Annotated in this window: 20 protein-coding genes; 9 read left to right on the top strand and 11 right to left on the bottom strand. The window is 72.7% G+C overall.

What is annotated here, in order from left to right:
* Positions 1–137 precede the first annotated feature (137 nt).
* The 4 genes from BM314_RS14565 to BM314_RS14550 all read right to left on the bottom strand — a co-directional run bounded on the left by BM314_RS14565 (position 138) and on the right by BM314_RS14550 (position 2,912).
* Positions 138–674 (bottom strand): glyoxalase superfamily protein, encoded by a 537-nt coding sequence (locus BM314_RS14565; protein ID WP_091978583.1) that lies wholly within the window; start codon positions 672–674, stop codon positions 138–140.
* Positions 675–948: 274 nt separating this feature from the next.
* Positions 949–1,614, bottom strand: a complete 666-nt coding sequence (locus tag BM314_RS14560; RefSeq protein WP_091978581.1) for a dihydrofolate reductase family protein — start codon at positions 1,612–1,614, stop codon at positions 949–951.
* The gene (locus BM314_RS14555; RefSeq protein WP_020094506.1) at positions 1,607–2,107 is read right to left on the bottom strand and encodes a VOC family protein; all 501 of its coding nucleotides are present in this window, start codon (positions 2,105–2,107) and stop codon (positions 1,607–1,609) included. The genes BM314_RS14560 and BM314_RS14555 overlap by 8 nt, the downstream gene beginning before the upstream one ends.
* A gap of 13 nt (positions 2,108–2,120) precedes the next feature.
* Positions 2,121–2,912 (bottom strand): VOC family protein, encoded by a 792-nt coding sequence (locus BM314_RS14550; RefSeq protein WP_091978579.1) that lies wholly within the window; start codon positions 2,910–2,912, stop codon positions 2,121–2,123.
* A gap of 99 nt (positions 2,913–3,011) precedes the next feature.
* Here BM314_RS14550 and BM314_RS14545 point away from each other — a divergent pair, with 99 nt between their 5' ends.
* Entirely contained in the window at positions 3,012–3,704 is a 693-nt protein-coding gene (locus tag BM314_RS14545) for a winged helix-turn-helix transcriptional regulator (protein ID WP_091978577.1), read from the top strand.
* Here the strand turns inward: BM314_RS14545 and BM314_RS14540 are convergent.
* The 5 genes from BM314_RS14540 to BM314_RS14525 form a co-directional block, all read right to left on the bottom strand.
* Positions 3,679–4,959: a hydantoinase/carbamoylase family amidase gene (locus BM314_RS14540; RefSeq protein WP_170868118.1), complete on the bottom strand. Its 1,281-nt coding sequence runs from the start codon at positions 4,957–4,959 to the stop codon at positions 3,679–3,681. The two genes, BM314_RS14545 and BM314_RS14540, sit on opposite strands and share 26 nt — an antisense overlap.
* Before the next feature lie 11 nt (positions 4,960–4,970).
* On the bottom strand, positions 4,971–5,315 hold the full coding sequence (locus tag BM314_RS30620; RefSeq protein WP_170868117.1) for a hypothetical protein: 345 nt from the start codon (positions 5,313–5,315) through the stop codon (positions 4,971–4,973).
* 103 nt (positions 5,316–5,418) lie between these two features.
* Positions 5,419–7,458 (bottom strand): YgiQ family radical SAM protein, encoded by a 2,040-nt coding sequence (locus BM314_RS14535; protein WP_091978573.1) that lies wholly within the window; start codon positions 7,456–7,458, stop codon positions 5,419–5,421.
* Between the two features lie 143 nt (positions 7,459–7,601).
* On the bottom strand, positions 7,602–9,914 hold the full coding sequence (locus BM314_RS14530; RefSeq protein ID WP_091978572.1) for a CHASE domain-containing protein: 2,313 nt from the start codon (positions 9,912–9,914) through the stop codon (positions 7,602–7,604).
* A gap of 105 nt (positions 9,915–10,019) precedes the next feature.
* Complete coding sequence (locus tag BM314_RS14525) at positions 10,020–10,649, bottom strand: phospholipase A2 family protein (RefSeq protein ID WP_026605148.1); 630 nt, start codon at positions 10,647–10,649, stop codon at positions 10,020–10,022.
* Between the two features lie 257 nt (positions 10,650–10,906).
* On the opposite strand from BM314_RS14525, the gene BM314_RS14520 reads away from it, so the two are divergent.
* On the top strand, positions 10,907–11,152 hold the full coding sequence (locus BM314_RS14520; protein WP_091978682.1) for a hypothetical protein: 246 nt from the start codon (positions 10,907–10,909) through the stop codon (positions 11,150–11,152).
* A 23-nt stretch (positions 11,153–11,175) separates the two neighbouring features.
* Here BM314_RS14520 and bhcR read toward each other — a convergent pair whose 3' ends face one another.
* A complete protein-coding gene (gene bhcR / locus BM314_RS14515) occupies positions 11,176–12,036 on the bottom strand; it encodes an HTH-type transcriptional regulator BhcR (protein WP_091978571.1) in 861 nt (286 codons plus the stop codon).
* A 187-nt stretch (positions 12,037–12,223) separates the two neighbouring features.
* On the opposite strand from bhcR, the gene bhcA reads away from it, so the two are divergent.
* The 4 genes from bhcA (at position 12,224) to bhcD (ending at position 16,673) form a co-directional block, all read left to right on the top strand.
* Positions 12,224–13,414, top strand: coding sequence for an L-aspartate--glyoxylate aminotransferase BhcA (gene bhcA, locus BM314_RS14510; RefSeq protein ID WP_020094516.1), 1,191 nt, complete (start codon positions 12,224–12,226; stop codon positions 13,412–13,414).
* 11 nt (positions 13,415–13,425) lie between these two features.
* Positions 13,426–14,385, top strand: a complete 960-nt coding sequence (gene bhcB, locus BM314_RS14505; protein WP_091978570.1) for a beta-hydroxyaspartate dehydratase BhcB — start codon at positions 13,426–13,428, stop codon at positions 14,383–14,385.
* Between the two features lie 13 nt (positions 14,386–14,398).
* The gene (gene bhcC / locus BM314_RS14500; RefSeq protein ID WP_091978569.1) at positions 14,399–15,562 is read left to right on the top strand and encodes a 3-hydroxy-D-aspartate aldolase BhcC; all 1,164 of its coding nucleotides are present in this window, start codon (positions 14,399–14,401) and stop codon (positions 15,560–15,562) included.
* A gap of 145 nt (positions 15,563–15,707) precedes the next feature.
* Positions 15,708–16,673 (top strand): iminosuccinate reductase BhcD, encoded by a 966-nt coding sequence (bhcD, locus tag BM314_RS14495; RefSeq protein ID WP_091978568.1) that lies wholly within the window; start codon positions 15,708–15,710, stop codon positions 16,671–16,673.
* A gap of 354 nt (positions 16,674–17,027) precedes the next feature.
* Here the strand turns inward: bhcD and BM314_RS14490 are convergent, their stop codons facing one another.
* The gene (locus BM314_RS14490; RefSeq protein ID WP_091978567.1) at positions 17,028–18,386 is read right to left on the bottom strand and encodes an 8-oxoguanine deaminase; all 1,359 of its coding nucleotides are present in this window, start codon (positions 18,384–18,386) and stop codon (positions 17,028–17,030) included.
* Between the two features lie 440 nt (positions 18,387–18,826).
* Here BM314_RS14490 and BM314_RS14485 point away from each other — a divergent pair, with 440 nt between their 5' ends.
* The 3 genes from BM314_RS14485 to BM314_RS14475 are packed head-to-tail and all read left to right on the top strand — an operon-like array spanning position 18,827 to position 23,609.
* On the top strand, positions 18,827–20,218 hold the full coding sequence (locus BM314_RS14485; protein WP_091978566.1) for a nucleobase:cation symporter-2 family protein: 1,392 nt from the start codon (positions 18,827–18,829) through the stop codon (positions 20,216–20,218).
* An 11-nt stretch (positions 20,219–20,229) separates the two neighbouring features.
* Positions 20,230–23,067 (top strand): xanthine dehydrogenase family protein molybdopterin-binding subunit, encoded by a 2,838-nt coding sequence (locus BM314_RS14480; protein ID WP_091978565.1) that lies wholly within the window; start codon positions 20,230–20,232, stop codon positions 23,065–23,067.
* Positions 23,064–23,609: a (2Fe-2S)-binding protein gene (locus tag BM314_RS14475; protein WP_020094523.1), complete on the top strand. Its 546-nt coding sequence runs from the start codon at positions 23,064–23,066 to the stop codon at positions 23,607–23,609. Before BM314_RS14480 ends, BM314_RS14475 begins: the two co-directional genes overlap by 4 nt.

Below are 23,609 nucleotides of genomic sequence, written 5' to 3'. Positions count from 1 at the left end.
CCCTTCCCCACAGGCCGCCTTCGCGATCGAGGGCAACACCACGCCTCGGGCGTCGCTCTGAACGCCGTCGTCGCCGTCAGGTGCCGATCGAGTCCAGATGCTGGGTCGGCGGCGGATCGGACCGCCTGCCCGACCAGTCACCCGGTTCGGCGCTCGCAGAATCGCAACCGGTTCCCGAACGGATCCGCCACCTCCAGCACCTCGCCCCAGGGCGCCTGCTCGATGCCGGGCCGGGCATAGCCGTAGCGCTGGTCGGTGAGCGCCCGGTGATAGGCCCGGATGCCGCGCATCGGCACGAACACGGTCGAGCCGGGGGTGGCGTCGCCGTGGTGCTCGGTCAGGTGCAACCGCAAACCCGCGCGGGCGACCTCCATGTAGAGCGGCAGACCCGGCTCGAACCGGTGCTCGAACCCGGGCGTGAAGCCGAGAAAGCCGCAGTAGAACGCGCGCGCCTTGGCCTCGTCGAAGATGCGCAGAAGCGGCACCGCCTCCAGGAAACGGGGGCCGTCATCCGCGTCCCGGTTCAGGACGGCGCAGGCGGTGTTCCAGTCGTCGTAGCCCAGCCCGGCGGCGACGAGTTCGAGGGCGGCCGCGTGCGGGACGGCCAGGTCGCGGGCTGCCAGCGCGGCGCGCAGCCGCTTGGCCATGGTCTTGGCCTGATCGACGGTCGTCATGGTCCTCTCCCCGGGCCGGCGTCGGTCCGTCGGTGCCCGCATTGCCGACCCGGCGCCAGTCAGGGACACGGTGGGGGTGGGTCGTCCGCGATGCGTTCACCATCCCGGTTCCGGGGCGAGCGGCAGGCCGCATCGGCCTGGCGGCAGGCTACCCCGGCCGCGGCGCGGCCGCCAAGAGGTTTGAGGGAAGGCTGACACGGGACCTGCCGGCTTCCGACGGGTCACGACCCCGTGCCGTGCGCGCGGCCGGCCGGTCGCTGCCGCAGGCGGCGGTCTACCAGCGACCCGCCGCCTGGCGCTCGCGGAGCGCGATCTCGTCCGCGCTGGGTGGTTTGCTGGCGAAACTGCCGGTCTGGACCGCCCCGTCCCGCGCGAGCACCGCGACGTGGACGCCCTTCGGCGAGTGGCTCTGCTCGACCAGCGTCCAGGTGCGGGCCGCCGCCGGGTCGTCCGCGTACCAGCGCTTGCCGCGGCCGAGCATGACCGGGAAGGTGATCAGGACGAGCCGGTCGATGAGGCCCGCCGGAAGCAGCGCCGGATAGAGCCTGCTGCTGCCCTGGATGAGGAGGTCGGGGCCCGCGCTCTCCTTGAGGCGGGTGACCGCCGCGACGGGGTCGCCGGCGAGGCGCTGGCTGTTGTTCCAGTCGAGCGCGGCGTCGCTTCCGGTGACGACATGCTTGCGGATCGCGTTGAAGGTCGCGCCGATCGGCTGCTCGGCGTTGTGCGGCCAGTAGGCGGCGAAGATCTCGTAGGTGCGCCGGCCGAGCAGCAGCTCGTAATCGCCGCCGAGCAGCTTGCCCATCGGCCCGGCGAGCGACGCGTCGAAGTACGGGAAGGTCCAGCCGCCGTGCGCGAAGCCGGTCTGATCCTCCTCCGGACCGCCCGGTGCCTGGATCACGCCGTCGAGGGACTGGAAGAGGGAGCCGGTGATCTTACGCATGGGCGGAGTCCCCGCGGAGGGCAGCCTCGATCCGGGCGATGTCGATCTTGCGCATGGTCATCATGGCCTCGAACGCGCGCCGGGCCGCAGCCCGGTCGGGGTGGCTGTTGGCGTGCAGGAGCGCGCGCGGCGTGATCTGCCAGGAGAAGCCCCAGCGGTCCGTGCACCAGCCGCACGCGCTCTCCGCGCCGCCGTGGCCCACGACGGCGTCCCAGTAGCGGTCGGTCTCCGCCTGATCGTCGGTCAGCACCATGAAGCTGACCGCCTGGTTGGCCCGGAAGGCCGGGCCGCCGTTCAGGCCGACGAACGGACGGCCGAGGACGGTGAACGCGACCGTGAGTTCGTCGCCCGCGGACCCGCCGGGGAAATCCGAGGGGGCGTTCATGGGCGCGCCGACATGGCTGTCGGGGAAGGTCGCGGCGTAGAAGTCCGCGGCCTTGCGGGCCTCGCCGCGGTCGAACCACAGGCAGGTCGTCAGCTTGTCGCTCGTCATGGCCGGACGCTCCTCACGTGGCTTGCCGAGGGCCGGCGAGGCCGAGCTGGTGGCCCGCCGGATCGGCGATGTTGGCCGCGTAGCTGCCGCCGGGGATCGGGTCGGGCCCCTGGAGGACCGTGCCGCCCGCCGCCCGGACGGTCGCGAGCGCGGCGTCGATGTCGGCGACGTGGATGTACCAGTTCCAGCGGGCCGGCGCGCCGGTGGCCGCGCTCGACATCACCGCGCCGGGGCGCAGGTCGCCCCGCCCGATGAAGGCGTACTCGCCCAAGTCGCCCATCGGCATGGCACCGAGCTTCTCCCAGCCGAACAGCGCTCCGTAGAAGGCGAGGGCCGCCGCGGGATCGGGGGTGGCGAGCTCGATCCAGACGCCGTGGCCGCGCGTCCGCTCCGTCTCGAGCGGCACCGGCCCGAAGGCCCGGCTCGCGCCGGGACGGGCCGGATGCATCGCGGCGAAGACCACGCCCTGCGGGTCGCTCACCATGGCGAAGCGGCCGACATGGGGGATGTCGACGGGCCCGAACCGGACCGCGCCGCCGAGATCGACCGCGCGGGAAGCCAGGGCGTCGACGTCCGAGGCCGCGAGGTAGACCGCCCAGCCGGGGAGGCCGGGGGCCTCGGGCATCGGCCGCCGGATCCCGGCCACGGGCGCCCCGTCGGCCTCCGCGATCCGGTAGCCGCCGTGCTCGGGCATCGGCGACGGCGCGACGCGCCAGCCGGCGACCGCCTCGTAGAAGGCCTGCGCGGCGTCCGGGTCGGACGCGTTCAGCTCGAACCAGATGGGTGTCCCCTCGGCGGGTGGCATCGGGCGCTCCTCCGTGACAATCGGCGCTGCGGCCGCTGCGCGGCGCCCCCTTCGGCCCCGCTTTGCCCAGGCTCGCATTCTCGGTTACACAAAGCAACCATGAAGTCAGAAAAAATAACCGATCTAGCATCCCGGCCCCGCGAGCGCCTGTACGACGACGCCTGCGGCACGGCCCTCGCGCTGGAGTTCATCGGCGAGCGCTGGTCACTGCTGATCATGCGCGAGCTGGTCTACGGCCCCCGGCGGTTCAGCGAGATCCGGGCAAACCTCCCGGGGATCAGCGCGAACGTGCTGACGCAGCGGCTGGAGAGCCTGGCAGCGGCGGGCATCGCCCTGCGGTACCGGCTGCCGTCGCCGGCCAACGTGCAGGTCTACGATCTCACCGATTGGGGCCGCGAGGCCGCGCCGCTGATGCGCGACCTGGGCCGCTGGGCCGCCCGCTCGCCGCGGCACGATCCGAGCCTGTTCATGTCGGGGGCGTCGGCCATGATGTCGCTCGAGGCCCTGGTCGACCGCGGGCGGGCGGCGGCGCTGTCGGCGACGGTCGCCTTCCATTTCCCCGGCGAGGACTTCGTCGCGACGGTGGCCGGCGGCGGGATCCGCGTGCGGCGAGGCGTCGCCGAGGCGCCCGACCTCGCCTTCACCGGCGACACGATGGCGATGCGCCGCACGGTCTACGGCAAGGCGCCGCTGGACCGGGACGGCGCCGGCGGGACGCTCGCCGTCGCGGGCCCCGCCGACCTGGCGCGGTCCTTCATCGACCTCTTCACCCTGCCGGCCAAGGCGGGCTGAGGTGCCCGTCCCGCGGCTCGCGCGGCGAGGGCGCGCCGCCCGCGAGCGCGCCGACAACGCCGGCGAGCACGTCGAGGCCGACCGCGACGTCCGCCGGGTCGACGGTCCCCGCCGCCCCCCAGCCGACGTCACCCCGACAGCGGATCAGCGCGAGGCCGATCGGTCCGAGCAGGGCCATGTGGGACGCGTCGGTGGTCACGCCCTGCGCCAGCCGCACGGCGCGGTGCCCCGCGGCCTCGACGGCCTCCTCGAACAGGCGGACCAGACCGGGGTCGCACCGGGTGGCATCGGGATCGACGCTGCGCTCGACGGTGATCCCCAGCCGGCGCCGCGCCGCGACCGCCTCGAGCGCCGCGGCGAGTTCCGCCACGGCCGCGCGCCGCGCGCCGTCGTCGGCGGAAGCGAGGCGGACGCCCAGTGTCGCCGAACCCGCGACCACGAAGGTCGGCACCGGCGCGACGTCGAGGCGCATGACCGTGACGGTGACCCCCTCCCGCGCCAGGCCGACGCGCTCGGCGGCGAGGACGCATTCGGCCGCCCCGGCAAGGGCGTCCCGCCGGCCCGGCATCGGGTTCGCCGTCGCGTCGACGGCGGCGCCCGTCAGCGTGACCCGGAGCATCGTCGATTCCGACAGGGCCGGCACGATCCCGACCGGCGCTCCCGATCGCTCCAGCACGAGGCCGGCCTCGGCGGCGACCTCGAGATAGGCCAGGATCGCGTTCGAGGCCCGGCGCGCGCTCGCGAGGTACGCCGGGTCGAGCCCGTGCGCCTCCAGGGCGCGACGCAGGGTGACGCCGTAGGCGTCGTCCCAGTCCAGCGCGTCCGGGGCGAGCCGCCCGACCACGGCCCGGCTGCCGAGCTGCCGGGGACCGAACCGGCCGGCCGCGTCCGCGACGAAGGCGACGACCTCGACCGCGTGGCGCGGCGGCGGTCCGTGCCGGATCAGGCGCTCGACGGCGGCGATGCCGATCAACACGCCGAGCGTCCCGTCGTAGCGGTTGGCATCCTCGCGCGTGTCGACGTGGCCCCCGACGACGACGGCCGGGCCGCCCGGGACCGCGCCTTCGACCCGGCCGACGAGGTTGCCGGCGGGATCGCGCCGGGCCGACAGGCCGGCCTCCGCCATCCAGCCGAGGACGAGCGCCTCGGCCTCGGCCTGCTGCGGGCTGAAGACGCGCCGCGTCAGGGTCCACGGGTAGGCGCTGATCCCGGCGAGCCGATCGACGCGCGCCAGGACGATCCCGGCGGCGCTCAAGGGCGCCGCCGTCACGGCGCCCGCGGCGTCACCGCGATCCCAGCCCCCCAGTAGCGGTTGGCGATCAGCTGCTGATTCCGGATGAGGCCGATCGCCGTCCTGGCATCGCCGCCCGCGAACGTGCCGACCGCCGCCCCGCAGAGCGTCAGGTACATCCGCTGGTGCACCACGGACTCGAAATAGGCCTCGGGCGGCGGGGCGAGATCGAGGCCGGCGTCGAGATTCTGCTGGCGCACCCGCGCAGCTGCCTCCGCCACCGCCGCGTGCACTGTCTCCATCATCGCGCGCTGCGCGGCGTCCAGGATCTCGGACGCCGCGCGCTCTTCGGGCGTCAGAACAGGGCAGGCGACAGCCATCGCGACCTCCGTGTCGATCGCCGGTGAGGCTGACCGGCCGGCCGCGCGGCAATATGGCCGGCGCGTACAATTCGTTACGGCGCGCCGAACCCGTCACGAACCGTCACTTGCGCAGCGGCACGCCCTTCGTGGTGAAGCGCTGGCCGCCGCCCGTGTAGCGGGGTCGCGGCTGGCCGCCCGTCCGGCCCGCCCCGGCGCCGGTCCCCTGCGGCTGCGAGAACGGCACCAGCTGGTCCGGCCGCGGCCCGATGAGGTCGGCGCGGCCCATCTCCCGCAGCGCCTCGCGCAGCAGGGGCCAGTTCTTGGGGTCGTGGTAGCGCAGGAACGCCTTGTGCAGCCGGCGCTGGCGCAGCCCCTTGATCGCCTCGACGGACTCGCTGCCGCCGCGTTTCACGCCCCGCAGCGTGTTGATCTCGGTGTGGTACATCGCGGTTGCCGTCGCCATCGGCGAGGGCAGGAACGTCTGGACTTGGTCGGCGCGGTAGTTGTTCTTCTTGAGCCAGAGCGCGAGGTGCATCATGTCCTCGTCGGTCGTGCCCGGATGCGCCGCGATGAAGTACGGGATCAGGTAGTACTTCTTACCCGCCTCCTTGGCGGCGGCGTCGAACATCTCCTTGAACCGGTCGTAGGTGCCGATCCCCGGCTTCATCATCTTGTCGAGGGGGCCGCGCTCGGTGTGCTCGGGCGCGATCTTCAGGCGCCCGCCGACGTGGTGGGTGACGAGCTCCTTGATGTATTCGGGGCTCTTCACCGCGAGGTCGTAGCGCACGCCCGAGGCGACCATCACCTTCTTGACGCCCTTCACCTCGCGGACCTTCCGGTAGAGCCGGATCAGGTCGTCGTGCGAGGTGTTCAGGTTCGGGCAGACGTCCGGGAAGACGCAGGAGGGCAGCCGGCAAGCCGCCTCGATCTTCGGGTCCTTGCAGGCCATCCGGTACATGTTCGCCGTCGGCCCGCCGACATCCGAGATCACGCCCGTGAAGCCCGGGGTCTTGTCGCGGATCCGTTCGATCTCGCGCAGGATCGAGCCCTCCGAGCGGTTCTGGATGACGCGGCCCTCGTGCTCGGTGATCGAGCAGAAGGTGCAGCCACCGAAGCAGCCGCGCATGATCGTCACCGAGAACTTGATCATGTCCCAGGCGGGGATCTTCGCGTCGCCGTAGGACGGGTGCGGGGCGCGGGCGTAGGGGAGGTCGTAGACCGCATCCATCTCGTCGCTGGTCAGCGGGATCGGCGGCGGGTTGAGCCACAGGTCGCGGTCGCCGTGGCGCTGGACGAGGGGGCGCGCGTTGCCGGGATTGGCCTCCCGGTGCAGCACGCGCGAGGCGCGGGCGTAGGCCTCCTTGTCGTCCTTGACCTCGTCGTAGGCGGGCAGCCGGATCACGGTCTCGCCGGGCCGGCGGGTGGCGGCCTCGTCCGTCGAGTCGAGGTCGTCGGCGGGCAGCTCGGTGTAGTGGGCAGGCACGCGGCGGAACAGGGCGACGCCCCGGATCGCGTCGAGCTGGTGCGGCGCCTCGCCGGCCGCGAGGCGGTTCGCCACCTCGACCACGGCGCGCTCGGCGTTGCCGTAGATCAGCAGATCCGCCTTGGCGTCGGCCAGGATCGAGCGGCGCACCTTGTCGGACCAGTAATCGTAGTGCGCGATCCGGCGCAGCGACGCCTCGATGCCGCCGAGCACGACCGGGACGTCCTTGAAGGCCTCGCGGCAGCGCTGCGTGTAGACGATGGTGCAGCGGTCCGGGCGCCGGCCGCCCTCGCCGCCGGCCGTGTAGGCGTCGTCGTGGCGCAGCCGCCGGTCCGCCGTGTAGCGGTTCACCATCGAATCGAGGTTGCCGCCGGTGACGCCGAAGAACAGGTTCGGCTTGCCGAGCGCCTTGAACGGCTCCGCCGAGTGCCAGTCGGGCTGGGCGATGATGCCGACCCGGAAGCCCTGCGACTCGAGCAGCCGGCCGATGATGGCCATGCCGAAGCTCGGGTGGTCCACGTAGGCGTCACCGGTCACCAGCACGATGTCGCAGGACTCCCATCCCAGGGCCGCCATCTCGGCGCGGCTCATGGGCAGGAACGGCGCAGCGGGCCCGCGCGGCGACGGCGTGCGGACGGGGGGCGCCGGGGGACGGGCGGAGGACGCTTGAAGTTCCATGGTGTCCCTGCATAGGCCTCCGGGGCCGCGATCTCAACGAATGGCAGGGCGGCGGTGGCCGCGGCCGTGCCGCCCGAGGGCGCCCTGCGCCGATCCGGCGCACCTCGAGACCGGCGATGCGCCGCCGTCGCGGCCGGCCCGGCTCAGCGCGCGATCAGCTCGCGGATGCGGGCGGCCAGGGCCTCCACGGCGAAGGGCTTGGTCAGCACCGCCATGCCGGGCTCGAGACGCCCGTCGCCCGGCAGCGCGGTCTCGGAGAAGCCGGTGATGAACAGCACCTTCAGCTCCGGTCGGCCGACCCGGGCGGCGTCGACCATCTGGCGCCCGTTCATGCCGCCGGGCAGGCCGACATCCGTGACGAGCAGGTCGATCCGCGCGCCCGATTGCAGCACGCTGAGCCCGCCCGCGCCGTCCGCGGCCTCGATCGCCGTGTAGCCGAGGTCGCTCAGCACGTCCGTCACCAGCATGCGCACCGTCGGCTCGTCGTCCACGATCAGCACGGTCTCGCCCGCCTCGGCCTGCGCCATCAAGCCCCTGCCCGGGTCGGGCCCGTCCGCGTCCGCCTCGCCGAAGTGCCGCGGCAGGTAGATGCACACGTTCGTGCCCTGGCCGACCGTCGAGGTGATCCGGACCTGCCCGCCGGATTGCTTGGCGAAGCCGTAGATCATCGACAGGCCGAGGCCGGTGCCCTCGCCCATCGGCTTGGTGGTGAAGAACGGGTCGAAGGCCCGGGCGACAACCTCCGGGGGCATGCCGGTGCCGGTATCGGACACGCACAGCGACAGGTACGGCCCCTCCGGCATGTCCTGGGCGTCGGCCTGCTGCCGGTCGATCCAGCGGTTGTCGGTCTCGATGGTGATCCGGCCGCCCCCGGGCATCGCGTCCCGCGCGTTGATGCAGAGGTTCAGGAGCGCGTTCTCCAGCTGGGACGGGTCCGCGAGCGCGGCCCAGAGCCCGTCCGCCCCGACGTGCCGCACCTCGACGCTCGGCCCGACCGTGCGCTGGATCAGGTCGAGCATCCCGCGGACCAGCCGATCGGCGTCGATCGCCCTGGGCGCCAGCGTCTGGCGGCGCGAGAACGCGAGCAGGCGGTGGGTGAGGGCCGCGGCCCGCCGGGCGGCGCCCTGGGCGGCGGCGATGTACTTGCCGACATCCTTCGACCGCCCCTGGGCGATGCGGGCCTCGATGAGCTCCAGCGAGCCCGAGATGCCCGCCAGAAGGTTGTTGAAGTCGTGCGCCAGCCCGCCGGTGAGCTGGCCCACCGCCTCCATCTTCTGCGACTGGCGCAGCGCCTCCTCCATGCGCGCCCGCTCCTCCCCGGCCTGCCGCAGACGGTCGGCCGCCGCCCGAAGATCGCGCGTCCGCTCCTCGACGCGGGCCTCCAGCGAGGCGTTGAGCTGGCGGATCTCGTCCTGCGTGCGGCGCTGCCGGTAGGCCGCGAAGGCCAGCAGGGCGGTGGCGAACAGGCCGCCGCCGCAGACGAGCCAGATCTCCGGCAGCGCCGAGCCGCGCCGGGGCGAGACGCGCTGCGCGAACGCCACGGTCCAGGTGCGGCCGCCGAGTTCCAGATGCGCTTCGCGGGTGAGGCGCCCCGCCCCGGTGGCGGAGGCCTGCGCGGACCGGTGCAGCAGGTTCGCCTCGCTCGGCGCGCCGTCGTAGATGGCGAAGGCCGCGTCCTCCTCGGCCTCCGCCGCCACGATGCTGTTGAACAGGTCGTCGGCCCGGAAGGCACCGAACACGAAGCCCAGGAAGCGTCGCCGACGGTCCTCGAGGTCCGGCGGCACGGCGCCGCCGGCATAGACCGGCATGGCGACGAGGAAGCCCGCCTGCTTGTTCGCGTCGATCTCCTGCACGAGCTGGATCCGCGCCGAGGCGGCCGGCTGGCCGGTGTCGCGGGCCCGCTCGACCATGTCGCGCCGCACCGGGTCCGACATCACGTCGTAGCCGATGGCGGCGAGGTTGCGCGGGTTCGGCGGCTCGGCGAACAGGACCGGGCTGATCATCGGGTTGTCGGTCGGCGGCCGGACCCGGGCATTCTCGACGCCCAGGGCCGCGGCGCGCGCGGCGAACGTCTCGCGCGCGGAGGCGGGCAGGGTCGGCGTGAAGCCGATGCCGAGGAAGCCGGGGTAGAGGCGCTGGAACTCGATCCGCTGCACGTAGGCCCGGAACTGGGCCAGCGTGACGGCGTCGCCGTCGGCTGCGAACAGGCCGGCGGCGCCGCGCAGGAGCGCCGTGTAGGTGCGGAACTGGTCCTCGACCGTGCGCAGCTCGATCTCGGTGGCGTGCTCGAAGGTCAGGCGGTCGCGCAGCGCCGCCGCCTGCCAGGTGAGGGCCGTGCTCAGCCCGGTCGCGAGGAGGCCGGCGGCCAGGATCGCGGGCGGGATCCAGCGCGCCGCGCCCGCCCCGCGGCGGGCGGCGGGCGCGACAGGACCCTGCGATGCGGTGCGGTGGGACAAGGGGCGAGACCGGACTTCGACTGCGGCCCGTCAAAGCAGGCATGCGCCGGGATGCAAGTCCATGGTGGCGTCACCGGGGCGAGATCCCCGCATCGCGGCGGGCGCTCAGGGCGCGCGGCACGCCATCGCGGCGGTAGCCTCGATCACGCTCAGCGCCCGGCGCCGCACCTCCAGCGCCGCGTCCGGGCTGTCCGACACGGTGGAGGCCTCGCGCCTCAGCGTCGCGTCGCAGGCGCACGAACGGTAGCCCGCCGCGTCGTAGCAGGCGTCGTGGCGCATGCACGCGGCATCGAGGGCGTCGGTCGGCGGCAGCCCCTCGCCGCGCTGGCCCGTGCCGCAGTAATTGCCGTGGAACAGCTCCTTGCCGGCGATGACCCGGCCCAGGTCGCCCTTCGGCGGTGCCGGCGCCTCCGCCTGCCCGCTCGGATTGAGGTCGTTGGCTGGCCCGCCCGCCTTCGATCCGGAGGAGCGCAGGGCCTTCGGGATGCCGGAGCGCTCGCCGGGCTCGTTCAGGGCCTCGCCGGCCCGGCCGTTCGGGTCCGAGATGTCCGGGAGCGGCGGGGGCGGTCCCGGGCGGGGCTCGCCCGGCTCGACGGTCGCGGCCGGCAGGTCCCGGACATCCTGCACGTCTTGGACGCTCTGGACGCCTCGCGAGTCCGGAACGCCCTGCGCCCCGGACGCGTGCGGGTAGGCGACGAGCAGCAGCCCGAGCGTGGCGAGGAGAGACGGTCTCACGGATGGCCCCTGATTCAGCGGCCCCTCAACTCGAAGCTCGGCTTCTCCGTTCCGGACTTTCGCCCGCCACGGTCACGGAGCCCTGCGGGGCGGACGCGGGCCGCGGGGCGGCACCGTCCGGGCGGCGCGGCACGCGGCGCCGTGCGCGGGCGCACGGGGGCTCGTCCCGCGTGTTGGACCCCGGGGTCGCGGATCCCACATCGAGGCGTAACGCGGCCGGGATGATCCCGGCGACAGACCTGAGCTGGACCTCCGCCATGACCTCTCGTCTTCTGATCGGCGCCGTGATCGGGATCGGCCTGTCCGGGCCCGCCCTGGCGCAGAGCTTCACCGCCCCCGCCGGCATCCCGGCCGTCACCGCCCCCGGCGGCGTCCAGGGCCGCGCGGCGCTCGCGGAACCGCGGACGGCGCCGGACGGGCGCGCCGGTATCCTCGACGGCGACGGCAGGCCCTCGTCGGCGGTCGGCACCGTCGATCCGCGCCGCCCGCATCCCGAGCGCTAGGACACGCCTCGCCGCACCGCTGGTCAGTCCCGGTCGGGCGCGCCCGGCGCGTCGGGCGTCGCGGTCATCGTCGCGGCGGGCGCTCCGAGGGCGCGCGAGACCGCGGCGGCGCCTCTCCGCACCCGCTCGCCGATCGCGCGCAGCTTCTCGTCGGACAGCCGGTGCGTCGGCCCCGACACCGAGATCCCCGCGATGGCCTCGCCGTGGACGTTGAGGATCGGGGCGGCGACGCAGCGCATCCCGATGCTCCGCTCCTCATCGTCGATCGCGTAGCCCCGGCGGCGGGTCGCCTCGACGTCGTCGCGCAGCTGGTCAAGTGAGCCGATGGTCTTGTCGGTGAACCGCGCGAAGGTCTTTCCCCGGAACAGGCGCTCGGTCCGGGCCGGCGCGTAGGTGCTCAGCAGAGCCTTCCCGATGCCCGACGCGTGCAGCGGCGACAGGGAGCCCGGCGGGAAGAAGGCGCGGATCGTCTCGTGGGTCTCCACCTGGCTGACGAACAGGACGTTGCCGTCCTTCTCGACGCCGAGATTGGAGGTCTCGCCGGTCTCCTGCATCAGCGTCCACATCATCGACCGGCTCCGCTCGACGACGTTGTGGCGGCGCAGGAACGCCGATCCGAGCCGGTAGGCCTCCGCACCGACGTGCCACTCCTGCTTGTCGGCGCTGATCTCGACGAGGCCGCGGCGCTCGAGCGTCGCGAGGACCCGGTGCATGGTCGCCACGGATTGCTCGAGCCTGCCGGCCAGTTCCGAGAGCGTCAGCCCATCGCCGCCCGCCAGGACGTCGAGGACATCGAGGGCGCGGTCGAGCGCCTGGATGGTCGCCGCCGGCTTGGCGCCGCCGAACCCCTTCGGCCGCCCGCGCCGCCGGTTTCCCGAATCCATGGCGCCCTCGCCCTAGCCCACCCAACCCATCCCTAGGATGGAAAAATTTTTCTCACAACGGAAAAAGGTAAGGCGTTGTCGCGGCGCGCGTTTCCGCGCTCCGACCCCGTATGAAAAAGTTTTTCAAGAAAATATCAATACGGGATCGGCGGTGCTATCGTTCCCGTATTGGAGGAGAGCGCCGCCGATGTTCGCACAGAATCCCGTCTTCATTCCCGGCCCGACCAACATGCCGGAAGTGCTTCGCCGCGCGGCCGACATGCCGACGCTGGATCACCGGTCGCCGCTCTTCGCGCAGATCCTTCATCCGGCGCTCGCCGGCGTGAAGAAGGTCCTGAAGAGCGAGGACGCCGAGGTGTTCATCTTCCCGTCGACGGCTACGGGCGGCTGGGAGACCGCGCTCTCCAACACGCTCAGCGCCGGCGACACGGTGCTGGCGGCGCGCCACGGCATGTTCAGCCACCGCTGGATCGACATGACGCGCCGCCACGGCCTTGATGTCCGGATGATCGAAGCCCCGTGGGGCGAGGGGCTTCCGGCGGATCGCTTCGCCGAGGCCCTCGCGGCCGACAAGGCGCACCGCATCCGGGCCGTGCTCGTCACGCACAACGAGACGGCGACCGGCGTCCGCTCGGACGTCGCCGCCGTGCGCCGCGCGCTGGATGCCAGCAACCACCCGGCTCTGCTGCTGGTCGACGGCGTCAGCTCGATCGCGTCCATGGATTTCCGCATGGACGAGTGGGGCGTCGATGTCGCCGTGACGGGCTCGCAGAAGGGCTTCATGCTGCCCGCGGGCCTCGCCATCGTGGCGTTCTCGCCCAAGGCCATGGCCGCCACGGCGACGGCGACGCTGCCGCGGACCTATTTCGACATCCGCGACATGGCGAAGGGTTACCCGAACGGCGCCTATCCCTACACGCCGGCGGTCGGCCTCCTGAACGGCCTGAAGCTGTCGACGGAACTGCTCCTGGCCGAGGGGCTCGAGACCGTCTTCGCCCGGCACCGCCGCATCGCGGACGGGATCCGCGCCGCCGTCGCCGCCTGGGGCCTGGAACTCTGCGCCGCGCGCCCGGACCTCTACTCGGACACGGTGAGCGCGATCCGCACCCCGGAGGGCTTCGACGCCACGCGGATCGTCACCCACGCGGCGCGCCACTACGACGTCGCCTTCGGGGTGGGCCTCGGCGAGGTCGCCGGGAAGGTCTTCCGCATCGGCCACCTCGGCAGCCTCACGGATGTGATGGCGCTGTCGGGGATCGCAGCCGCCGAGATGGCGATGGTCGATCTCGGCCTGCGCATCGCGCTGGGATCGGGGGTCGCGGCCGCGCAGGCGGTGTACCGCCGCGCCCCGGCCGCCGCCCTGCGCGCCGCCGCCTGAGGGGGCGCGCCATGGAAAGCGCCCTGATCACGCCCACCCTCGACGACGTCCTGGCCGCCCACGAGCGCATCCGGCCCTACATCCACGAGACGCCGGTCCTGACCTCGCGGATCATCGATGAAGCCGCCGGCGCGCAGCTGTTCTTCAAGTGCGAGAACCTGCAGAAGGCCGGCGCCTTCAAGGCGCGGGGCGCCTCGAACGCCGTCTTCAGCCTCACCGAGGCGCAGGCCGCCCGGGGCGTGGCGACCCACTCGTCAGGCAACCACGGCACCTGCCTGTCCTACGCGGCGGGCCGGCGCGGCATCCCCTGCACGGTGGTGATGCCGCGCACCGCGCCCCAGGCGAAGAAGGACGCCGTGCGCGGCTACGGCGGCCGGGTGGTGGAGTGCGAGCCGTCCACCTCATCGCGCGAGGCCGTGTTCGCCGAGGTCGTCGCCGAGACCGGCGCGGAGTTCGTGCATCCCTACAACGATCCCCGCGTCATCGCCGGGCAGGCGACCTGCGCCCGCGAGCTGATCGCGCAGGTCCCGGATCTCGACGCGGTGATCGCCCCGATCGGCGGCGGCGGCATGGTGTCGGGCACCTGCCTGACGCTGGCCGGGCTCGCCCCGCACATCGCCGTCTACGCGGCGGAGCCCGAGCAGGCCGACGACGCCCATCGCAGCCTGAAGGCCGGACGGATCATCGCCGACGACGCGCCGGTGACGGTCGCGGACGGCCTGAAGGTGCCGCTGAAGGACCTCACTTGGCACTTCGTCCGCCACCACGTCGCGGATATCCTCACGGTCTCCGAGGCCGAGATCGTCGCGGCGATGCAGCTGATCTGGAAGCGGCTGAAGATCGTCATGGAGCCGTCCAGCGCCGTCGCCCTGGCGGCAGTGCTGAAGAATCGCCCCGTCTTCGCGAACAAGCGGGTGGGCGTGATCATCACCGGCGGGAACGTCGATCTCGACGCGCTGCCCTGGCAATAACGGGAGGCCCAAGATGCACATGAACGCTCGATCCGCGGATCTCGAGGTCGGCTTCGACGTCCCCGCGCTGCCCGGCATGCGCGAGGACGAGATCCAGACGCCCTGCCTGATCGTCGATCTCGACGCGCTGGAAGGCAACATCCGCAAGATGGGCGACTACGCCAAGGCGCACGGGATGCGCCACCGCGCCCACGGCAAGATGCACAAGTCCGTCGACATCCTGAAGCTTCAGCAGAGCCTCGGCGGCGCCTGCGGCGTCTGCTGCCAGAAGGTCTCGGAGGCGGAAGTCTTCGCCCGCGCGGGCATCAAGGATATCCTGGTCTCGAACCAAGTGCGCGACCCGGGCAAGATCGACCGGCTGGCGCGGCTGCCGCTGCACGGTGCCCGCATCATCGTCTGCCTCGACGACGTGGCGAACGTCGCCGACCTCTCGGCGGCGGCGCAGCGGCACGGCACGCAGCTCGACTGCTTCGTCGAGATCGATTGCGGCGCCGGCCGCTGCGGCGTGCGGACGACCCCCGAGGTGGTGGCGATCGCCCAGGCCGTCGCGGCCGCGCCGAACCTGCGCTTCGCGGGCCTCCAGGCCTACCAGGGCGCCATGCAGCACATCGACGGCTACGAGGAGCGGCGGGCCAAGCTCGACGCGGCCATCGCCCAGGTGCGCGACGCCGTCGCGGCGCTGAACCGGGAGGGCCTCGAGCCGGAGCTCGTCAGCGGCGGCGGCACCGGCAGCTACTATTTCGAGGCCGGATCCGGCGTGTACAACGAACTGCAATGCGGCAGCTACGCGTTCATGGACGCCGATTACGGGCGCATCCGCGACCGGGACGGCAACCGCATCGACGCGGGCGAGTGGAGGAACGCCCTGTTCATCCTCACCAGCGTGATGAGCCACGCCAAGGCCGACAAGGCGATCTGCGACGCGGGCCTGAAGGTGCAGTCGGTCGATTCCGGCCTGCCCTTCGTCTTCGGCCGCGACGACGTGAAATACATCAAGTGCTCGGACGAGCACGGGGTGATCGAGGATCCCGAGGGCCGGCTGAAGGTCAACGACCGTCTGCGCCTCGTCCCCGGCCACTGCGATCCGACCTGCAACGTCCACGACTGGTATGTCGGCGTCCGCAACGGCCGGGTCGAGACGCTCTGGCCGGTCTCGGCCCGCGGCAAGGCCTACTGACGCACCCTGCACGCCGTCCGTCATCGCGAGCGCGGCGCAGCGATCCGAGGACGCGCCTCGACGGGGCCCGCTGCCCTGGGTCGCTTCGCGACGCCCGCGATGACGGGGACGACATGCCGGCTCACGAATTGAGGACACATCCGCGATGATCATCGTTCCCGAGCACGCGATCGACGGGCTGTTGACCGAGGCGGAGTGCTTTACCGCCGTCGAACAGGTCTTCGCCTCCATGGCGCGGCGGCGAGCCGGCAACTTCCCGGTCGTCCGGGAAGCCATCGGCCACGCCGACGCGCTCTACGGCTTCAAGTCGGGCTTCGACCGGGACAGCCTCGCGCTCGGCCTCAAGGCCGGCGGCTTCTGGCCCGGCAACGCCGCGAAGGGCCTGACCAACCACCAGTCGACGGTGTTCCTGTTCGACGCCGATACCGGCCGCTGCCGGGCCGTCGTCGGAGGGAACCTCCTCACCGCGCTGCGCACGGCCGCGGCCTGCGCCATCTCCGTCCGGCACCTCGCCCGCAAAGATGCGCGGGTGCTGGGCATGATCGGCGCGGGCCACCAGTCGGCGTTCCAGCTGCGCGCCGCGCTGGCGCAGCGGCCGTTCGAGGGGGTCCTCGCGTGGAACCTGCATCCCGGCATGTTCGGCCGGATGGAGGCGGTGGCGCGGGAGCACGGCGTGCCGTTCGAGGCGGTCGACCTCGACCGGCTCGGGTCCGAGGCCGACGTCGTCGTGACGATCACGTCCTCGTTCGCGCCGATCCTGAAGGCCGCGCAGGTCCGGCCGGGCACGCACCTCGCCTGCATGGGGACGGACACGCGCGGCAAGCAGGAGGTGGAGGCCGAACTGCTCGCGGGCGCGACGGTCTTCACCGACGAGGTCGCGCAGTCGGTCAGCATCGGCGAGGCGCAGCACGCCGTCGCGCGGGGGCTCCTCGCCGCGGATTCCATCGTGGAGATCGGGGCGGTGATCAACGGCGATCACCCCGGCCGCGTCTCGGAGTCCGAGATCACCCTGTTCGACGGCACCGGGGTCGGGCTGCAGGACCTCGCGGTCGCCGCGGTGGCGGTCGACCGCGCGGTGGCCAAGGGGCTGGCGACGGAGGTGGATGTCTGACAGGCTCGACGGGCGCGGCCCGAGGGCAATACAGTTTCCGGCCGAAAGCTGCGGCCGACGCATTCCTCGCCGTCATCACGAGCAAAGCGAAGTGACCCAGGGTCGCGCGACCTTTATAGGCGTTGCGCTGCTCTGGGTTGCTTCGCTCCGCTCGCAAAGACGGCCGCGCATGAATTATCAATCGAAGGGATTATAAGAGGGCATTACTCCAGCCTCTATCTCTGCGTACCAGGATCTTCTCAAATCTCCAGCGGACATCGACGCTGATCGGGACGCGCGCCCGATCCTAGAGCCGCGCCGCCGAACTCGATGTCTGGATCCGCGAGCCCCTCTGCGGAGGATGAGTAGTGTGGCCTACGCCTCGCCCCGCACCAGGGCCGCCGCGAGGGCGTTGTGGCGGCGGGCCAGCGCCCCGGTGTCGAGGGTCGTCAGGTGGCCCTCGCGCACCACGATCTTCCCATTAATGACGCTCCAGGCCACCGTCTGCGGCGCGCAGAAGGTGAGGGCGGCGACGGGGTCGTGCAGCGCCCCCGCCATGCCGAGGCCGCGCAGGTCGAAGGCGACGATGTCGGCCGCCATGCCGGGGGCCAGCGCGCCGATATCGTCCCGGTTCAGCACCTTCGCGCCGCCGAGCGTCGCGATCTCCAGCGCCTCCCGCGCATTCATGGCCGCCGGTCCGAAACCGACGCGGGCGAGCAGCATGGCCTGCCGCGCCTCGCCCAGCATGTGCGACCCGTCGTTGGAGGCCGAGCCGTCGACGCCGAGCCCGACCGGCACGCCCGCGCACCGCATCTGCCGGACGGGCGCGATGCCCGAGGCGAGGCGCATGTTGGAGCAGGGGCAGTGCGCCACCCCGGTCCCGGTCCGGCCGAACAGCGCGATTCCGGCGCGGTCGAGCTTGACGCAGTGGGCGTGCCACACGTCGGGGCCCGTCCAGCCCAGGTCGGCGGCGTACTCCGCCGGCGTCATCCCGAATTTTTCCAGGCTGTAGCGGACGTCGTCGTCGTTCTCCGCGAGGTGGGTGTGGAGCGAGACGCCGTAGTGCCGGGCCAGCTCGGCGGCATCGCGCATCAGGCCGCGACTGACCGAGAACGGTGAGCAGGGCGCCACCACGATCCGGCGCATGGCGAAGCGCTCCGGATCGTGCCAGCGCTCGATCAGACGGCGCGTGTCTTCGAGGATCGCCGCCTCGTCCTCGACGACCGAGTCCGGCGGGAGTCCGCCCGCGCTCTCCCCGACGCTCATCGCGCCGCGGGCGGCGTGGAAGCGCATACCGATCTCCTCGGCACCCTCGATGGAATCGTCGAGCCGGCAGCCGTTCGGGTAGATGTAGAGGTGGTCGCTCGACGTGGTGCAGCCCGAGAGGATCAGCTCCGCCATCGCGGTCTGCGTCGAGACGCGGACCATCTCGGGCGTGAGCCGGGCCCAGATCGGGTAGAGCGCCTTCAGCCAGCCGAACAGCTCGGCGTCCTGCGCGGCCGGCACCGCGCGGGTGAGCGTCTGGTACATGTGGTGGTGGGTGTTCACGAGGCCCGGCATCACCGCGTGGCCGCGCATGTCGAGGACGGTGTCGGCCCGCTGCGGCACCTCGGCGGCGGGGCCGACGGCGACGATGCGGTTGTCCTCCACGTAGACCGCGCCGCCGGGGATCTCCCGGCGCTGCGCGTCCATCGTCACCAGGATGTCGGCGTTCGTCAGCAGCAGGGAGGTCATCGCGTCTCTCCGGGTACGCCCTGGAGGCCGCGCCGGACGGGCCGCGACGCCTCCCCACGGCCAGATGCCGCCCTCTGGCAGCAGGAACGCCGTGCCGGGCGCACCGTCTCGGGGCCGTCAGCGGGCCGCAGCATACGGCAGCCGCCACCGGTCACCTTGGCGATTTTTCGCAAAGTGCTTCCGAAATCCCGGCATGGCATTCGCGGCCAGCCATGCAAGGTTTGAGAGCCAGCCAAGTCGGCAGCGCATGACCCCGGAGCGGCCGCCGAGAGCCCGCTCCCCCGCCCCCGGGTGGGCCGCCACGGCCCGCCCTGCGACTGGCCCCACACCCGCTCCTGGCGGCCCGGACCCGGAAGAGGTCCGGCCACCGCTGCCGGGTCCCCGACGACACCATCACGGGACGACGCCTCGACAGGTCCCGGCTGGCGGAGGACACGCCCATGACGTCTCACGACAGGACAACGCGCGAGGTGGACGCGGTCGACGCGATCCCGCCCCTTCCCAAGCTCCTCGCCTACGGCATGCAGCACGTGCTCGTGATGAGCGCGGGGGCTGTCGCGCCGCCGCTCATCCTCGGCGCGGCGATGAACCTGCCGACCGAGACGGTCGCCTACCTGATCAACTGCGACCTGCTGGTGACGGGCATCGCGATCCTGATCCAGTCCCTCGGCCTGGGGATCTTCGGCATCCGCCTGCCGGTCATCATGGGCGTCAGCTTCGCGGCGGTCGGCCCGATGGTGGCGATGGCGCAGGATCCGACGATCGGCCTGCCGGGCATCTTCGGCGCGACCATCGGGGCGGGTGTGTTCGGCCTGCTGCTCCGGCCGTTCTTCTCCAGGCTCGCGAGCTTCTTCCCGCCGCTGGTCACCGGCACGGTCATCCTGATCATCGGCGTCACGCTGCTGCCGGTCGGGATCAACTGGGCGGGCGGCGGCTTCGGGGCCGCCGATTTCGGCGCCCCGGTCCATCTCGGCGTCGCGGCCTTCGTCCTGGCGGTGATCCTGGTGGTCAGCCGCTTCGCCACCGGCTTCGTCGCCAACGTCGCCGTGCTGATCGGCCTCGTCGCGGGCCTGTGCCTCGCCTGGCCGCTCGGCCTGTTCCGCCTCGACGGGCTGGCCGAGCGCCCGCTCATCGCCCTCGTCACGCCGTTCCACTTCGGCTGGCCGACCTTCCACCTGACGGCCGTGGCGGCGATGTGCATCGTCATGATGGTCACGCTGGTCGAGTCGACCGGCATGTTCCTGGCGGTGGGCGACATCGTCGGGCGCCCGGTGGACAAGCGGACCCTGACCCGCGGCCTGATGGCGGACTCGCTCTCGACGCTGATCGCGGGCTGCCTCAACACCTTCCCGCACACCTCGTTCTCCCAGAACGTCGGCCTCGTGAACATGACGCGGGTGCGCAGCCGCTACGTCACGGTCGCGGCGGGCTTCATCATCCTGGGCGTCAGCCTCCTGCCCAAGGTCGCCTTCGCGGTGGCGTCGATCCCGCCGGCCGTGCTCGGCGGCGCCGGCATCGTGATCTTCGGCATGGTCGCGGCGGCGGGGCTCAAGATCGTGGGCGGCGCCGATCTCGGGGATCGCCGGAACCAGATCGTCGTCGCGGTCAGCATCGGACTGAGCCTGATCCCGATGGCGGCGCCGAAGCTCTTCGCCGCCACGGCGCCGGACTGGGCCGGGCCGATCCTGCACAGCGGGATCACCCTCGGCGCCATCGGGGCGATCGTCCTCAACCTGCTGCTGAACTCGGACCGTCTCGGTGCCGGGGCCGAGCACCGCGTCGCCGACGCGGAGCCCGCCTTCCCGCACGCGGCCGTCCTGGACCGGGCCTGAGGGGAGAAGCCATGTCGGCCGAAGCGACCAAGGCGCTCTCGCGGCGCCACTTCCTGAAGGCCGGCGCGGCGGCGGGCGTCGCCGTGAAGGTCTCCTTCCTGGCGCCCCCGGCCCGGGCGCAGCTCGCCGAGACCGGCCTGTCCGCCGGCTCCCCGTGGGCCGCGCCGGGCCGGCCCCGCTACCGCCTTGACGCCGTCGCCAAGGTCACGGGCGCCAAGACCTTCTCCCGCGACTACCGGGCCCGCGACCTCGCCGGCTGGCCCGACGGCCAAGCCCACGCCTTCCTCGTCGCGGCGACCCGCGCCGACCGCCGCTTCACCGGCATCGACCTGTCGCGGCTCCCGGCCGCCCTGCAGCCGGACCGGATCGTCCGGCACGAGGACCTGGTGGCGGACGGGGTTTCGGTCCCGCACGCCGACTTCTTCGGCGACTGGTTCCTCGTGCCGCAGGGCGAGACGCCGCGCCTGCTCGGGCAGCCGGTGGCGATCCTGATCTACGCCGACTTCCCGCGCTTCGCCGCGGCCAAGCGCGCCCTGCGCTTCGCCGACGACGTCGTGCAGTACGGCGCCGAGACCGGTCCCAGGCCGCCGGCCCATTACGGCGCCTCGCGCTGGGTGCGGATCGAGGGCGACGCGCCGGACGCGCCCGACCGGTTCTCGCCGTTCGCGCAGTCCCCGATCTTCGCCGGCTTCTCCGGGGACGAGCCCGCCTGGCCGAAGGCCGGCGACGACGGCCCCTTCGCCCGGGGCATGGCGGCGGCCGCCGCCATCGCGGCCGAGATCGACGGCGCCGGCGCGGACGCCCTGGTGATGCGGCGGACCTACCGGTCGCAGTCGACGGACGCCTCGGCCATGGAGGCCGACAACGGCAACGTCTGGTACGATCCGGCCACCGGCACGCTGCGCCTGATGATGGCGACGCAGTCGCCCTACGACGTGGCCGAGGCCGCCGCCGCGCTGGTCTCGAAATCCCGGTTCCCGCTCAGGGAGGTCGATCTCAAGGTCGGCTACACGGTCGGGTACGGGACGAAGGACCACCACATCTTCCCGTTCCTCTGCGTCGTCGCCGCGCTCTACGCGGGCGGGCGGCCGGTGCGCCTCGCCAACGACCGGTTCGAGCAGTTCCAGAACGGGCTGAAGCGCCACGCCTTCCGCATGGACAACGTCCTGCTGGTGGACCGGGCCAGCGGCCGGTTCCGGGCCATGACCGGGCGCTTCGCCTGCGACGGCGGCGGGCGCCCCAACTACTCCGTCGCGGTCTCCTTCGTCGGCGCCACCGCGGCGCAGTCGATCTACTACCTGCCGAAGAGCGACTTCCAGGCGATCGCCCTGGCCTCGCGGGCCGTGGAGGCCGGATCGACCCGGGGCTTCGGCACGCTCCAGACCATGTCGGCCACCGAGATGATGGTCGACGAGGCGGCGGCGCTCCTGGACATCGACGCGATCGACCTGCGCCTGCGCAACGTGCTCCGCTCGGGCCAGCGCAACAGCCAGGGCGCGGTCCCGGCCGGGGCGCTGCGCAGCGCGGAGATCCTGACGAAGGCCGCCGCGCACCCGCTCTGGCGGGACCGGGCGGCGCGCAAGGCCGCCTACGAGGCCGCCCATCCCGGCCGCCGCTACGGCGTCGGCTTCGCGCAGGTGCACAAGGATTACGGCACGGGCGCCGAGGCGGCGGTCGCGTCGCTGGAGCTCGACCCGCGGGGCCGCCTGAGCCTGCGCCACGTCGCCCACGAGATGGGCCCGGGCGTCACCACCTCGCAGGCGGTCATGGTGGCCGAGATCCTCGGCCGAGTGCCTTCGGAGACCGCGTTCGGCGTGGTGCGCTGGCCCGAGATGCCGCTGGAGACCTCCGACCAGCCCTACACGACGTCCCAGGAAGAGGAGGACCGCCGGGCGCAGAACCCCCGCTGGACGCCGCGCTTCACCTCGCCGATGAGCGCGACCAACTCCGCCTACTACCTCGGCCACGCCACCCGGACGGCCGCGCGGTTCCTCGTCGACCACGCCGTCTGGCCCGCCGCCCGCGCGCTCTGGGCGCGGGGCGGCGGCGGCGGGGCGCTGGCCTCCTACCACGTGGTCGCCCGCGATGAGCTGCGGCTGGTGGACGGGCAAGTGCTGGGCGGCGGCCTGCCGCCGCTGTCCCTGGAGGCGGTGGCCGCCGAGGCGCACCGGCTCGGGCTGCCGGTGGGCGTGACCCTCCACACCTTCAACCGCTGGCAATGGGCCGAGGCCGAGTTCGACCTGCCCGCAACGGGCCGGACGCGCCTGCCGATCGACGCCCTGGCGGTGCGCTACGGCGCCGGGGCCCCGCCCGAGCGCCGCGCCCTGATGGCGGATGCGGGCTGGCACTTCGTGCCCCGCGCGGCTGTCTTCTACCCGCCGACCCAGCGCAACAATGTCGGCACGACCTACTACGCGCCGATGGCCACCCTGGCGGAGGTCGCGGTCGATACCGCCAGCGGCGACGTGACGATCCTGTCCCACCACTCGATCCTCGAGTGCGGCCGCCAGATCGTGCCCGAGCTGGTCTCCGGCCAGGTGCAGGGCGGCCTCGCCATGGGGATCGGCCACGCCCTCAAGGAGGTGCTGCCCCTCTACGAGGACGGCCCCGGCGACGGCACGTGGAACTGGAACCGCTACGAGCTCCCCCGCGCCCGCGACGTGGCCCCGTGGAACCAGACGGTGGAGATCCTGCCGCCGCTCTCCGAGACCGACCCGCCCAAGGGCATCGCCGAGGTCGTGATGATCGCCGTCGTCCCGGCGCTGGCCAACGCCGTCGCGCACGCGATCGGCCACCGCTTCCACGAACTCCCCATCCGGCCCGAGCGCATCCGCGAGGCACTGGCATGAGCGCCGCCATCGAGATCAAGGACCTCTCGCTCCGCGTGAACGGCGCGGCGGTCGGTCCGATCCCCGTCCCCGTCGGCACGAGCCTGCTCGACGTCCTGCACGAGTGGCTGGGCCTCACCGGCAGCCGCATGGGCTGCGGGCAGGGCATCTGCCACGCCTGCACGGTGATGCTGGAGGAGGCGGCCGGCCCGCGGGAGATCCGCGCCTGCATCACCGGCGCGCACTGGTTCGAGGGGCGGAGCATCCGCACCGTCGAGGGCCATGCCCGCACCGCGCCGGACGGCACCGTCGTGCTCTCGCCGGTCCAGCAGGCCTTCATCGAGAATTTCGCCTTCCAGTGCGGCTACTGCACGCCGGGCTTCGTCACCGGGGCGAGCGTGCTGATCGAGCGCCTGCGCCGCGAGCCGATCCGCCGCGACGAGGTCGAGCGGGTCGTCACCGAGGCGCTCGACCGCCACATCTGCCGCTGCACGGGCTACGTCCGCTACCATCAGGCGGTGCGCGACCTCGTGCTGGCGACCCCCGGTCTCGTGACCGCCTGA

It is taken from the genome of Methylobacterium sp. 13MFTsu3.1M2 (assembly GCF_900112625.1).
GTDB lineage: Bacteria > Pseudomonadota > Alphaproteobacteria > Rhizobiales > Beijerinckiaceae > Methylobacterium.
This window is presented reverse-complemented; position numbering and strand designations above follow the sequence as displayed.